Source organism: Corallococcus interemptor (assembly GCF_003668875.1).
Classification (GTDB): Bacteria; Myxococcota; Myxococcia; order Myxococcales; family Myxococcaceae; genus Corallococcus; species Corallococcus interemptor.
Genome location: NZ_RAWM01000026.1, coordinates 1 through 13,219 on the forward strand (window position 1 = coordinate 1; position 13,219 = coordinate 13,219).

Sequence of the window (13,219 nt, forward strand, 5' to 3'; positions counted from 1 at the left end):
GGGCGCGCGGCGTTGCCCGGAAGCCGCTACGGTTTCGGGCCGAACTTCTTCTTCAGCCCGGCGTTCACGTTCGGGGGGACGAGCCCCTCCACGTTCCCTCCGAAGGTGGCGACCTCCCGGACCAGCTGCGAGGAGATGTAGAAGTAGTCCTCGCCCGTCATCATGAAGACGGTGTCGATGTCCGGCGCCAGCTTGCGGTTCATGTTCGCCAGTTGGAACTCGTATTCGAAGTCGGACACCGCGCGCAGCCCGCGGATGACGACGCTCACGTTGCGCTGGTGCACGTAGTCCACCAGCAGACCGTGGAACGCGTCCACCTCCACGCGGGGGTCGTTCACCGCCTCGCGGATGAGCTCCACGCGCTCCTCCCGGCTGAAGAGGGGCGTCTTCTTCGGGTTCACCGCGATGGCGACGATGAGCCGGTCGAACATCTTCAGGCTGCGCTGGATGAGGCTCAGGTGCCCGTTGGTGAGCGGATCAAACGAACCAGGATAGATGGCAACCGGCATGGGTGCCGGGAAGTCTCGGCGGGCCCACGGGGCGGGTCAAGCGCGCGTCACGGCGCCCGGTAGAAGCTCACCAACGTATCGCCGAAGCGGCGCTGGTCCTCCAAGGTGAGCCCCGAGTGGGACTCAGGGGCCGCCTCCCGCTTGTCGTGCTCCACCATGACCGTGCCGCCCGGCGTCACCACGCCCGCGGCCACCACCGCCTCCAGCACCGTCTCCACCACGCGCGCCGCGTAGGGCGGATCCGCGAAGACGAGCTCGAACTTCTGCCCCTGCTTTCCCAGCGTCTCCAGCGCGCGGACCACGGGCTGCGCCAGGATGGACACCTGGGCGCCAAAGCCCAGCGCGTCCGTGTTCTTCCGGCACAGGGCCAGGGCCTCGCGGTCCTGGTCCACCAGCACCAGCCTGCCGGCGCCCCGCGACAGGGCCTCCAGCCCCAGGGCGCCGGTGCCCGCGTACAGGTCCAGCACGGCCTGGCCGTCCAGGAACTGGCCCAGCATGTTGAAGATGGTTTCGCGGACCCGGTCCGCCGTGGGGCGGATGTGTCCGGACGACGGCTTGGGGCCCGTCAGGGCCCGGCCCTTCGCGCTGCCTGCCACGATGCGCATGCGCGCCCTTCTAGCCCAGGTCCCCGCCCGGGTTGGCGAGGAACGCCATGGCCACCGACGCCGAGCGGTGCGCCCCCAGCGCCCCCAGCGCCTCCGTGGCCTCCGCGAAGGACAGCGCCTCCAGCGTCTCCCGGGCGGCCGGCGTCAGGGGCGGCAGCCCCTCCTCCATGACGGACACCAGCTCCCCGGCCGGCATGCCCGCCGCCTGGGCCCGCGCCACCACCGGCTCGCGGACCTCCGGAGCCCAGGCGCGAAGGGTCAGGGGGCCGAAGGGGCCCGTCCGGTCCACCTTGCGCACGCCCGCGGCCACGTAGCTGGACAGCCCCCGCGCGGGCCCGGTGGAGCCGTCCGCCACCGCCACCGCCACGCCCTTCGCCGCGGCCGTCTCCACCACGTGCCGCAACAGCTCCACGTCCAGTTCACCGTCACCCAGCTGCGCGTCCTGCACGCGCAGGAAGCGCGGGACGCACTGCCACTGCGACAGCCCCTCCAGCAGCGTCGCGCACGCGTCCACCAGCCCTCCGGCGGCCACCTGCGGCGGGGACACCTCCAGCGACAGCTCGCGCTCCTTGAGCGGCCCCGCCAGCGCGTTCACCGCCTCCACGGCCTCGTAGGAGGTGAGGCGCGACAGGTCCAACGACACCAGCGCGAAGCCCGCGTCCACCACGCGGAAGAGCCCTTCCTGCAGCGCGTCCAGCACGTCCGCGTCCGTGGACGTCACCCGCAGGGGGCCGGCCTGGAGGAACAGGGGCCGGGTGTGCTCGGCCTCCTGGGCCGCCGCGTGCACCGCCCTCACGAAGCGCTCCGGCGCGCCCCGGTCCGCCAGCGGGTGCGGGCAGGAAAGGCCCAGCACCGCGTCCTCCGCGCGGGCCGCGCCCAACAGGCCCGGCAGCGCGCCCTTGGACAGCACCGGCAGGCACGGCAGCGCCATGGGCGTGGACTCCAGCGCCCGGAGCAGCTCACGCGAGTCCAGGAAGGGCACCCGGGAGCCCGGGCCCACCCGCGCCACCACGTTGCCCGGCCGCAGCGACAACACCTTGTCCAGCACGCTCATAGAAGCCCGCGAGGATTCCCTCCCCGCGCGCCTTTCGCAAGCGCGAGGTCAGTGCACCTCGCCCAGGTGGGCGTACGACTGGCTCTCAATCTGGATGGTCGTGTGGTCGATGCCGAAGCGGTCGAAGAGGTCGTGCTTCACCGCGGACAGGATGTCGTCGTTGTTGCAGACCATGGGGTCCGCCACCACCAGGTGCGCGGACAGCGCGTACATCCCGCTGGAGATGGTCCACACGTGCAGGTCATGCACCGCCTGCACGCCCGGCACCTTCCCCATGAGCTCCCGCACCTGCTCCAGGTCCACGTGCGCGGGCACCGCCTCCAGCAGCACGTCCACCGCGTCCTTCACCAGCCGCAGCGCGCCCACGACGATGATCATGGAAATCAGCACGGAGATGATGGGGTCCACGACGTACCAGCCGGTCCACCACATCACGCCCGCGCCAATCAGCACGCCCACCGACGACAGCGTGTCCCCCAGCACGTGAAGGAACGCGCCGCGCACGTTCATGGAGTGCGTCTGGTGCAGGAAGCCCAGCGCCGCCAGGTTCGCGACCAGGCCAATGCCCGCCACCAGCGCCATGGGCCCCAGCTCCACCGGGGCCGGCGTGCGCATGCGCTCCCAGGCCTCCATCAGGATGAAGATGGTGATGACCAGCAGCAGCACCCCGTTGAGGAGCGCGCTCAGGATCTCCATCCGGTAGTAGCCATAGGTCTTCTTCAGGTCCGCGGGCCGCCCGGCGAACCACAGCGCCAGCAGGCTCAGGACCATGGCCGACACGTCCGTCAGCATGTGCCCGGCGTCGGAGAGCAGCGCCAGCGAGTTGGTGAGGAAGCCGCCCACCGCCTCCGCCACCATGATGGTCGCCGTCAGCGCCAGCGCGAACAGCAGCCGGCGGCGGTCCTTGCGCCGCTCCTCCGCCAGCCCGCCCTTCCGGGGGCCGTGCGAATGACCGTGCCCATGGCCATGCGAATGCCCATGGTGCGAGTGGTCATGGTCGTGCTCGTGCGAATGGCCGTGCCCTGCCCTGCCGTGTGTATGTGGGGGTGCGCTCACAGGGACCCAGGGTACGCGATCAGCGCCTTCTTTCGGACAGGTGCCGCTGGATTGATTTCGGACAACCCCGTAGATCCGTTGTCCTGATCCGCAACAGGCCGAGGGACGCGGGGATGGACTTCGAGAAGCATCAGAATCTGCACACCATTGTCATGTTGAGGGATGTCATCCGCAAGTGGTGGCAGGTGGAGCTTTCCTTCGCGGATCGCAACGGCGTGGTGCACGACTGGCAGCGCGGGGATTTCATCCCGCCGCCCAACGACTTCTGCCGCCATTCCCTGGGGGCGCGGGAGGGGATGCGGCGGTGTGCCCAGTCGGTGCGGGTGCTCCATGAGAAGTTCAAGGCCGCCAAGAACCTGCGCCGCGCCCTCTTCCACGACTGCCACCTGCGCCTGTCCATCGTCGGCGCGCCGCTCTACATCCGCAACGAATACGAGGGCTTCCTCTTCGTGGAGGGCTTCGCCCGGCAGCCGCTCATCCCCGGGGACGGCCAGGTCCTCATGACCAAGATGCGCGACATCGCGCCCGGGGCGCTGCTGGAGCTGGAGGGCGCCGCGGAGCGCGTGCCGGTGCTGGACGGCTCGGAGCTGAGCAAGCTGTCGGACCTGCTGGAGTTCGCGGTCACGGAGATCGCCAACCAGGAGGTGGAGCTCACGCGCAAGGAGGAGACCATCCAGTCCATGGCCTCCGAGCTGTCCAACCGCTACCGCTTCGAGAAGATCATCGGCCGCTCCGGCGCCATGAACGAAGTGTTCCGCCTGATGGAGAAGGTGGCCCACTCCGACTCCACCGTCCTGATCAACGGCGAGTCCGGCACGGGCAAGGAGCTGGTGGCGCGCGCCATCCACCACAACGGCCCGCGCAAGGACAAGCCGTTCGTCGTGCAGAACTGCTCCGCCTTCAACGACAACCTCCTGGAGAGCGCCCTCTTCGGCCACACCCGGGGCGCCTTCACCGGCGCGCTCAAGGACAAGAAGGGCCTCTTCGAGGTCGCGGACCAGGGCACCTTCTTCCTGGACGAGGTGGGCGACATGTCCCCCGCCCTCCAGGTGAAGCTGTTGCGCGTCCTCCAGGAGGGCACCTTCCTGCCCGTGGGCGGCACCCATTCCCGCGAGGTCGACGTGCGCGTCATCGCCGCCACCCACAAGGACCTGGGTGAGATGGTGAAGCGCGGCGAGTTCCGCGAGGACCTCTTCTACCGCATCAACGTCATCCGCCTGCAGCTGCCGCCCCTGCGCGAGCGCAAGGACGACCTGCCCGTCCTCATCGACCACTTCCTGCGCAAGCACCACCGCGAGGGCCAGCGCGCGCGGGGCCTGGCGCCGGAGGCCCTGGGCATCCTGGGGGCGTACGCGTGGCCGGGGAACATCCGGGAGCTGGAGAACGAAATCGAGCGGCTGCTCGTGCTGGGCGGCGAGCTGGAGACCATCCCGGCGGAGCTGCTCTCCAGCCGCATCCGCGACGCCGTCGTCCCCGGCGGCGGGCCCTTCATCGCCCCGCGCGCGCACGGAAAACTGCACGAGGCGGTGGAGTCCCTGGAGAAGGAGATGATCCACCAGGGGCTGGTGCGCACCCGCTACAACAAGAGCCGGCTGTCGCGTGAACTGGGCATCAGCCGCTCCAACCTCCTCCTGAAAATCTCCCGCTACGGGCTGGACAAGGGTATCCCGGAGGGGATGGAAAACGACGAGGCCGAGGCGTGAGCGCACCCCACGGACAGGCGGTCTCCTTCCGGCAGGACTCGCTGCGGGTGCCGGACGGCGCGGACCTCTACTACCAGGTCCGTGGCGACGGCAGCCCGGGCATGGTGCTGTGCGACGGCCTGGGCTGTGACGGCTTCGCGTGGAAGTACCTCCTGCCCTACCTGGGCCGGCGCCACCGCGTGCTGCGCTGGCACTACCGGGGCCACGGCAAGAGCACCGTCCCCACGGACCGCACGCGCATTGGCATGGCGTACACCTGCGATGACATGGCGCGGGTGATGGACGCGGCGGGCATGGACAAGGCCGTCCTCTTCGGCCACTCCATGGGCGTGCAGGTGGCGCTGGAGTTCCACCGCCGCTACGCCCGGCGCGTGGAGGGGCTGGTGCTGGTGTGCGGCAGCTACGGCATGCCGCTGGACACCTTCCACGACTCCACGCTGCTCAAGCGCCTCTTCCCGACCTTGAGGGCCGCGGTGGAGCGCTTCCCCCGCCACACCGCGCGCATCGTGCACGGGGCGCTCACCACGGAGTTGGTGGTGCAGCTGGCCATCCGCCTGGAGATGAACCCGGACCTCATCGCGCGAAACGACCTGGCCCCCTACTTCACCCACCTGGCGCGCATGGACCCCGTCGTGTTCGTGCGCACCCTGGACTCGCTGGCCAACCACACCGCCGAGGACCACCTGGAGCACGTGGACGTGCCCACCCTCGTCGTGGCCGGAGAGAAGGACCGCTTCACCCCCGGCTGGCTGTCCCGGAAGATGGCCGAGCGGATTCCCGCCTCCGAACTCCTGATGATTTCCGAGGGCACCCATACCGCCCCACTGGAAGTCCCGGGGCTGGTGGAGCTGCGGGTGGAGCGCTTCCTGAGAGAGCGGCTGGGCGTGGAGACCGCCGAAGTCCCCCCGAAGGTGGGATAAGCGCCCAGCTGGCGGGGGGCTTGATTGTTTACCTGCTGGACACCCGCCTTCATTGCAGGTGGAAAGCCCCCGGCATATAAGCCCCCGCCTTCCGGGTTCCGGTGGGATTGAGATTCCCCGTTCTGGGCGTGTCTCTTCGCACCTTCATTTCCGTTAGTTGGTCCTGATGATCTCTCGCGAAAACATCCGCAACGTCGCCATTGTCGCCCACGTCGACCACGGCAAGACCACCCTCGTCGACCACCTGCTCCGGCAGGCTGGGACCTTCCGCTCCAATGAGCACGTGGCCGAGCGGGTCATGGACTCGAACGACCTCGAGCGCGAGAAGGGCATCACCATCCTCGCGAAGAACACTGCCGTCTCCTACAAGGGGATGCAGATCAACATCATCGACACGCCGGGCCACGCCGACTTCGGTGGTGAGGTGGAGCGCGGTCTGCGCCTGGTCGATGGCGTCATCCTGCTGGTGGACGCCGCCGAAGGTCCCCTGCCCCAGACGCGCTTCGTGCTCACCAAGGCGCTGGCCATGGGCCTGAAGACCGTGCTGGTCATCAACAAGATCGACCGCCAGGACGCCCGGGCCAAGGAAGTGCTGGACCTGGTGTACTCGCTCTACATCGACCTGGGCGCGAACGAAGAGCAGCTGGAGATGCCCGTCCTCTACACCGTCGCCCGCCAGGGTCAGGCCTCCACGTCGCTGGACGTGCCGGGCAAGACGCTGGAGCCGCTGTACGACGCCATCATCAAGCACATCCCGCCCCCGCCCCCTCCCCCGGTGGAGCAGACGACGCTGCAGCTGCTGGTCGCCAACCTGGACTACGACGACTACGTCGGCCGTCTGGCGGTGGGCCGCGTGCAGGCGGGCCGCATCACCCCGAACATGCCCGTGTCCGTCGTCCGCGAGGGCGGCAAGGTGCAGCAGGGCAAGGTCGTCAAGCTGTTCGGCTTCTCCGGCCTGAAGCGCACGGAGATCGCGGACGCGGGCCCCGGCGAAATCGTCTCCATCGCGGGCATCGAGGAAATCAGCATCGGCGACACCATCGCGGACCCCGAGAAGCCCGTGGCGCTGCCGCGCATCACCGTGGACGAGCCCACGATGATGATGATCTTCAAGGTCAACGACGGGCCGCTGGCGGGCAAGGAGGGCAAGTACGTCACCTCCCGCAACCTGCGTGAGCGCCTGTACCGCGAGGCCTACCGCAACGTGGCCGTGCGCGTGGAGGACACCGCGACGCCGGACGCGTTCCGCGTGGTGGGCCGTGGCGAACTGGCGCTGGCGGTCATCATCGAGAACATGCGCCGCGAGGGCTACGAGCTCACCGCCTCCAACCCGGAGCCCATCACCAAGGAAATCAATGGGCAGCTGCACGAGCCCATGGAGCTGCTCTTCTGCGACGTGCCGGAGAACAGCGTGGGCGCGGTGACGGAGCGCCTGGGGCCCCGCAAGGGCCGCATGACGGACATGGCGCAGCTGGGCTCGGGCCGCACCCGCCTCCAGTTCCGCATCCCCGCGCGCGGCCTCATCGGCTTCCGCTCGGAGTTCCTCACCATCACGCGCGGTGAGGGCATCATGAGCAGCCAGTTCGACGGCTTCGAGCCGTGGTTCGGCTACATCCCGAAGCGCGCCAACGGCGCGATGGTCTCCGACCGCCTGGGCGACACGGTGCCGTACGCGCTGTTCAGCATCCAGGAGCGCGGTCAGCTCTTCGTGGGCGCGGGCACCACCGTGTACGAGGGCATGATCATCGGCGAGCACGCGCACCCGTCCGAGCTCAACGTCAACTGCTGCCGCGAGAAGAAGCTCACCAACATCCGCGCCGCCGGCCGCGACGAGAACGTCATCCTCGTCCCGCCGCGCGAGATGGGGCTGGAGAAGGCCCTGGAGTGGATCGCCGACGATGAGCTCATCGAGGTGACGCCCAAGTCCATCCGCATGCGCAAGAAGGCGCTGGCCGTGGGCGAGCGCTACCGCGCCGAGCGCGACCGCAAGCGCGAGGAGCGCGCCGAGGCGGAGTAGTCCTTCCGTCGAGACGCCTGAAGCTTCCAGGGGCCGTCACCTTCGCGGGTGGCGGCCCCTTCTTCGTTCCCTGGCTCAGACCCGGCGTCGTGGCGCGTGTCCGGCGTCAGTCGAAGCGGTAGTGCAGCAGCATGTCGTGCACGTCCTCACCGTGCTTCGCCACGAAGCTGCCGTGGCCGCGCAGCCCCTTCAGTGCGCCCGTGCCCGAGCCCGGAACGACCTCCCAGTCGGACGTCGCCGTGTCGTGCGCGTAGACGCCCCGGTGGCTCAGCACGAACGCGCCCTGCTTGCCCAGGAGCGTGCCCGTCACCCGCTCCAGGCCCACGAAGTGACACGTCCCATCCGCGCGGTAGTCCGACAGGTACGCCAGGACGCCCTCTCCCTCGAAGTCGCCCTGGAAGCCGCGCGTGCAGGTGGTCCGCGACAGCTTCACGCCGCCCTCCCCTTCACCGAAGAAGTCCTCCTTATGTGATTGTAGAAACGCGTCAGGACGCGGGCGTCCGGCGGGAGGATTCGTGGAGTCGAACGCGGGAAAGCCTCGGGGCGTGTTGTACCCCCGTCCGGACTCCCGGCACTTCGCGCACGTGCGCGTGCTGCCCTCGGAGGAGCTGCGCCCGTGGGTCGAACACTTCTGGGCCGTGAGATGGGATTTGCGCGGACAGCCGCCCGTGAGCCAGCAGACCCTGCCGCACCCGTCCGTGCACTGGACCTTCGAAGCCAACACGTCCCGGGTGGGCGGCGTGAACCCGGGCCGCTTCTCCACCACGCTGGAGGGCCTGGGCGGCGTGTTCGGCATCAAGTTCCGCCCCGGCGGCTTCTACCCCTTCGTGAAGAAGCCCCTGTCCACGCTCACGCGGCGCACCGTCCCGCCGGGGGAACTGCTGGGCCCGGAGGCGCTGGCGCTGGAGGCGGCCATCCTCGCCACCGACGTCACGCGCGACGCGGACCGCGAACGCATCGCCCTGGCGGAAGGCTTCCTGCGGGCGCACGCGCCCACGCCGGATCCGAACGTGGCGCTCGTGCAGGGGCTCGTCACGCGCATCCTGGAGGACCGCGCGGTGACGAAGGTGGAGGACCTGCTCACGCCCGGAGGCCCGGGGCTTCGCACGGTGCAACGGCTGTTCAGCCGCTACGTGGGCGTGAACCCCAAGTGGGTCATCCAGCGCTACCGGCTGCATGAGGCCGCGGAGCGCCTGCGCGAGACGCCGCCTCCGGACCTGGCGCGGCTGGCGCTGGAGCTGGGCTACTTCGACCAGGCCCACTTCATCCGCGACTTCCGCCGCATCGTGGGCCGCACGCCCGCTGGATACGCCCGTCACGGGAGGGAACGACACACATGAAGACGATTGGCTTGCTGGGCGGGATGAGCTGGGAGTCCTCGGCGGAGTACTACCGGCTGATCAACGAGCACGTGAAGCGGGAGCTGGGGGGCCACCACTCCGCGAAGGTCGTCCTCTACAGCGTGGACTTCCAGGAGATTGAACACGCCCAGAGCGCCGGCCGCTGGGACGACGCGGCCCGCATCCTGTGCGACGCCGCCCGGGCGCTGGAACGCGCGGGGGCCGAGGCCCTGGTGCTGTGCACCAACACCATGCACAAGCTGGCGCCGGACATCACCGCCGCCATCCGCATCCCCTTCCTGCACATCGCGGAGGTCACCGCGCGGGAGATCCTTCGCGCCAACGTGAAGACCGTGGGCCTGCTCGGGACGCGCTACACGATGGAGCAGGACTTCTACAAAGGCAGGCTCGCCCAGTCAGGCCTGGAGGTCCTGGTGCCCACCGACGAGGAGCGCCAGGTCGTCCATGACGTCATCTACCAGGAGCTGTGCCTGGGACAGGTGAAGGACGCCTCCCGGGAACGCTACCAGCGCATCATGGAGGGCCTGGTCCGCCGGGGCGCAGAGGGGATCATCCTGGGCTGCACGGAGATCACCCTGCTCATCAAACCCGGCGACGCGCCGGTGCCGGTGTTCGACACCACGGCCATCCACGCCAGGACGGCCGCCGGGTTCTGTCTGGGCGCGTAGCCCGTTTCAGAACGTGTACTTCACGCGCGGGAACACCGCGAACGACATGATGTTGGGCCCGATGATGTAGCGCCCGAGCAGGTCCGCGCCCACGGAGAAGTGGTCGAAGGACGTCGCGTACTCGATGCCGATGCCCAGGCCCGCGTTGAACGCGTTGATGGACTGCCCCGGGTCGCCGTCCTCCGGATTGACCGGCCGGGGCTCCAGGCGCGTGTAGCCCGCCGCCACCTTGGGCGTCAGGTAGAAGCGGTTGGCCAGCTGCACGTGGTACGCGGCCGTCAGGTCGCCGAAGGCCACGGTGAAGTTGTCCGCCAGCGCGCAGACGTTGGAGTCCGGCAGGTAGTCTGCGAAGCAGTTCTGCGCGGACGAGCCCAGCGCGAAGTGGGCCCCCAGCGAGATCTGCTCCGTCAGGTCGTACCCGATGCCCAGCTGCACGTACGACTGCGCGTTGGAGTAGCTGTTCTCGCCGCCCACCGTGAAGAACACACCCAGGTCGGTCTCGGTGAAGAACCCCCGGCGCGGCTCGAACGGTACGCCCTCCGGCGGCGTGGCCCCCAGGGCCGGCGTCGACAGCGCGAGCGCGGCCAACAGCAGCGACTTCCTCACGACTCCTCCCGTCACGTTGTCCTCCTGCTCCCTTGCACGCCTGGCAGCAGTGGGACGGACAGTAGTGACGCCCGGCACGAAACGGCAGCGGGGAAAAATGAAAATGGCGTGGACCGTTTCGTCCACGCCATTTCGGTCTTCCAGTCTACGAATCGCGCCCCGGACTACTCAGCGGCGTCCGAGCCCGAGGGCGAGAACAGCCAGGGGTAGGTGACGTTCACCACGCCGCCGCCCTTGGGCTCCGGGAACTTCCAGCGGCGGATGCGGGAGATCATGCACTGCTCCGCCGGGGTGCTGCCCAGCGTGGACTCCGACACGCTGGCGTCCGCCACCGCGCCCGCCGGGTCGATGGTGAAGGCCACCGCGACCTTGCCGGCCAGCGCCGGGTTCTTGTTCAGCTCCGACTCGTAGCAGTACTTGATCTCGTTCTGGTGCCGCCGGATGACCTTGGCGATGACGTCCTTGTCCAGGCCGCCAATCACCGTCGTCTTGCCGGGGATGACCTTGGTGACGGACTTGCCGCGGCCGCCCAGGTCGATGCCGCCCGAGCCACCCGTGCCCCGGCCGTTGCCCTGGGTGCCCAGGCCGCCGATGCCCAGCGCCGTGCCGCCACCGCCGTTGCCCGTGCCACGCGAACCCAGGCCGCCCACGCCGTGCGCATCACCCATGGCCGCGCCGCCCTTGAGGCCGCCCAGCGAGTTGTTGATGCCGGTGCCGATGCCGCCCGGACCGAACACGTCGGAAGCGCCACCCTTCATGCCCTTGAGCGCGCCGAGGAGGCCCACCTTGCCCACCACCTGGCGGTCCTTCTCCTTCTTGGACTTGTCCACCACCGGGGTGCCCGGCTTGGAGGGCGCGGCCTCCTCCTGCTTCGCCTCCTGCTTGCCGAACTTGCCCTCTTCGTCCTTGGCCTTGGCGCCCTCTTCCACGCCGGAGAGCTGGAGCTTCTTCGCCTCCTCCTTCTTCTCCGGGGCGATGAGGAACTTGGCCACGCGCTGCTGGGACTCGAAGACGTCATCCGCGGACTTCGTCTCCGTGCGCGGCGTCAGCACCATGGCGGTGACGAACGCGGCGGAAGCGAGGATGCAGATGGCGGCGATCTTGAAGAAGCTGAAGTCGCGGTCGGACAGCGACGTCGCCAGGATGGCCGGCGACGGCTTCACGTAGCGCACCACGAACGCCAGCGTGCCCAGCGACACCTCCGCGCGGTCATGCAGGCCCAGCGTGAAGAGCTGCTCCGTCTCCGCGGACGCGGCGTTGAGCTGGCCCGCGGCGCGCAGCGCGTCCTTCGTGCGCACGTCACCCTTGTTGGTGACGAAGACGCCGGAGCCCGCCGGAGCGCGCAGCTCCAGCTTGTCGCCCTTGCTCACCGCCAGCACGTGGCTCTTGCCCACCTGCGGCGAGTACACGGTGAAGGTGTTCTTGGCGCCCTCGCCAATGGTGACCGGCGCGCCGTCCTTGAAGTGCTGGACCTCCAGCATCTGGTCGCCCCAGAGCATGGACACCTGGAGCACCTTCGCTTCCGGCGTGGGCTGCGCGTCCGGAGGCAGGGGCTCCTGCAGGTGCGGCGGAGGCTGCGGCTTGCGGGCCGCGGCCACCTGGGGAGGCGTGGCCTTGCGCGCCGCCACCGGAGGCGGCGGGACGAACACGGCCGTGGACGTCACGTTCGTGGACACCTGCGTGCCCAGCGCGCCCGCCGGAGCGGAGCGCGGCGTGCTCACCGTGCCCACCACGTTGGCCGTGGGCGCGGCGTTCATCGCGGGCCGCGGAGGCGGAGGCGCCTGCCGCATGTTGGGAGGCACCACCGGCGCCGCGTGGGCCGCCGGAGCCGCGGGTGGTACCACCGGGCGCTGCTGGAACACGCCGGGCTGAGCCACCGCCGCGGCCGGAGCCACCGGCCGGGGTGCTTCACCGAACAGCACCTCCACGCGGGAGGTACCGACCGTGAGCACATCCCCGGGCTTGAGCGCCGTGGGGATGATGAGCTTCTGCCCGGACACCTGGGTGCCGCCTTCACTGCCCAGGTCGATGGCCGTCACGGAGCCATCGTTGTCCACCTTCAGCATCACGTGGAGGTTGGACACGCGCGGATCCTGAATCTTCACCGCCGCCTGGGCGCCCGACCCCACGATGACACTCTCCGCCTCCGAAACCGTCTCCTGGATGGAGCCGTCCGGGGTGGTGATCCGAAGCGTCAATCCGTTTTTTCTCGCCGCCGCCATGAAGTTCTTCCTTCTTCCCTTCCCGTCCCGAAAACGTTCAACGCCACCTGTGCCGTCTAGAGATTGTCCGCGGACTTCTGAAGCTCCGGGTCGAAGTTCTCCCGGACCTTGATGAGGCTTTGGAAATCCGTCTTCTTGCGGTTGAGGACGTAGGAGCCTTCCGGCTTGGTGAGCTCGCCCTCCACCGCCACATCCGTGAAATCAATCACCGTCTTCTTGCGGTACACGGTGCGATCCTCCTCCTGGATGATCTTCACCGAGTCCTTGCCGTCCTGCGCCAGGGCGGGAGCCGCCACCCCCAGCCCTCCCACCATCACCATCGCTGCCAGCAGTCGCTTCATGTGATGTCTCCGCCAAGGCCCGCTTCGCGTCTTCCAATGCAGGGCTCGCACCAACTCCAAGTCCCTGGATTCTAAGGGAGCCGCCCGGTCGCTTGCACCTGGGCGGCTGGAGGAGGGAAGAAAGTTCTCGTCCTTCCCGCCAGGACGACTGTTGTTT

Annotated in this window: 12 protein-coding genes and 1 pseudogene; 5 read left to right on the forward strand and 8 right to left on the reverse strand. The window is 69.0% G+C overall.

Going from position 1 to position 13,219, the window contains the following annotated elements; all coding sequences use genetic code 11:
* Positions 1-26: 26 nt before the first annotated feature.
* From coaD to D7X96_RS12375, 4 genes are read right to left on the reverse strand one after another with little or no spacing between them, the layout of a single operon-like run.
* Positions 27-509 carry a pantetheine-phosphate adenylyltransferase gene (gene coaD, locus D7X96_RS12360; RefSeq protein WP_120547330.1) on the reverse strand — a complete coding sequence of 161 codons (483 nt, stop codon included), beginning with the start codon at positions 507-509 and terminating at the stop codon, positions 27-29.
* Positions 510-556: 47 nt separating this feature from the next.
* Positions 557-1,114 carry a 16S rRNA (guanine(966)-N(2))-methyltransferase RsmD gene (gene rsmD, locus D7X96_RS12365; protein WP_120547331.1) on the reverse strand — a complete coding sequence of 186 codons (558 nt, stop codon included), beginning with the start codon at positions 1,112-1,114 and terminating at the stop codon, positions 557-559.
* Positions 1,115-1,124: 10 nt separating this feature from the next.
* Complete coding sequence (locus tag D7X96_RS12370) at positions 1,125-2,168, reverse strand: hypothetical protein (protein ID WP_121724924.1); 1,044 nt, start codon at positions 2,166-2,168, stop codon at positions 1,125-1,127.
* Between the two features lie 48 nt (positions 2,169-2,216).
* Positions 2,217-3,224, reverse strand: a complete 1,008-nt coding sequence (locus tag D7X96_RS12375) for a cation diffusion facilitator family transporter (RefSeq protein WP_121769788.1) — start codon at positions 3,222-3,224, stop codon at positions 2,217-2,219.
* Between the two features lie 113 nt (positions 3,225-3,337).
* Between D7X96_RS12375 and D7X96_RS12380 the strand changes: the two genes are divergently transcribed.
* The 3 genes from D7X96_RS12380 (at position 3,338) to typA (ending at position 7,864) form a co-directional block, all read left to right on the forward strand.
* Positions 3,338-4,927 (forward strand): sigma 54-interacting transcriptional regulator, encoded by a 1,590-nt coding sequence (locus D7X96_RS12380; RefSeq protein WP_120547334.1) that lies wholly within the window; start codon positions 3,338-3,340, stop codon positions 4,925-4,927.
* Positions 4,924-5,847 carry an alpha/beta fold hydrolase gene (locus D7X96_RS12385; protein ID WP_120547335.1) on the forward strand — a complete coding sequence of 308 codons (924 nt, stop codon included), beginning with the start codon at positions 4,924-4,926 and terminating at the stop codon, positions 5,845-5,847. The genes D7X96_RS12380 and D7X96_RS12385 overlap by 4 nt, the downstream gene beginning before the upstream one ends.
* 166 nt (positions 5,848-6,013) lie before the next feature.
* Positions 6,014-7,864, forward strand: coding sequence for a translational GTPase TypA (gene typA / locus D7X96_RS12390; RefSeq protein WP_121769789.1), 1,851 nt, complete (start codon positions 6,014-6,016; stop codon positions 7,862-7,864).
* 106 nt (positions 7,865-7,970) lie between these two features.
* Here typA and D7X96_RS39950 read toward each other — a convergent pair.
* Positions 7,971-8,321 (reverse strand): annotated as a pseudogene (locus D7X96_RS39950) (DUF3224 domain-containing protein); the annotation flags it as partial.
* 88 nt (positions 8,322-8,409) lie between these two features.
* Here D7X96_RS39950 and D7X96_RS12400 point away from each other — a divergent pair.
* Positions 8,410-9,204 carry an AraC family transcriptional regulator gene (locus tag D7X96_RS12400; protein ID WP_158626382.1) on the forward strand — a complete coding sequence of 265 codons (795 nt, stop codon included), beginning with the start codon at positions 8,410-8,412 and terminating at the stop codon, positions 9,202-9,204.
* Positions 9,201-9,893 carry an aspartate/glutamate racemase family protein gene (locus tag D7X96_RS12405; protein WP_121769791.1) on the forward strand — a complete coding sequence of 231 codons (693 nt, stop codon included), beginning with the start codon at positions 9,201-9,203 and terminating at the stop codon, positions 9,891-9,893. Before D7X96_RS12400 ends, D7X96_RS12405 begins: the two co-directional genes overlap by 4 nt.
* Positions 9,894-9,899: 6 nt before the next feature.
* Here D7X96_RS12405 and cglE read toward each other — a convergent pair whose 3' ends face one another.
* The 3 genes from cglE to D7X96_RS12420 all read right to left on the reverse strand — a co-directional run bounded on the left by cglE (position 9,900) and on the right by D7X96_RS12420 (position 13,062).
* Entirely contained in the window at positions 9,900-10,499 is a 600-nt protein-coding gene (gene cglE, locus D7X96_RS12410; protein ID WP_121769824.1) for an adventurous gliding motility protein CglE, read from the reverse strand.
* Between the two features lie 164 nt (positions 10,500-10,663).
* Positions 10,664-12,721, reverse strand: a complete 2,058-nt coding sequence (locus D7X96_RS12415; RefSeq protein WP_121769792.1) for a TonB family protein — start codon at positions 12,719-12,721, stop codon at positions 10,664-10,666.
* Positions 12,722-12,777: 56 nt separating this feature from the next.
* Complete coding sequence (locus tag D7X96_RS12420; protein WP_120547342.1) at positions 12,778-13,062, reverse strand: hypothetical protein; 285 nt, start codon at positions 13,060-13,062, stop codon at positions 12,778-12,780.
* Between the last annotated feature and the right edge of the window lie 157 nt (positions 13,063-13,219).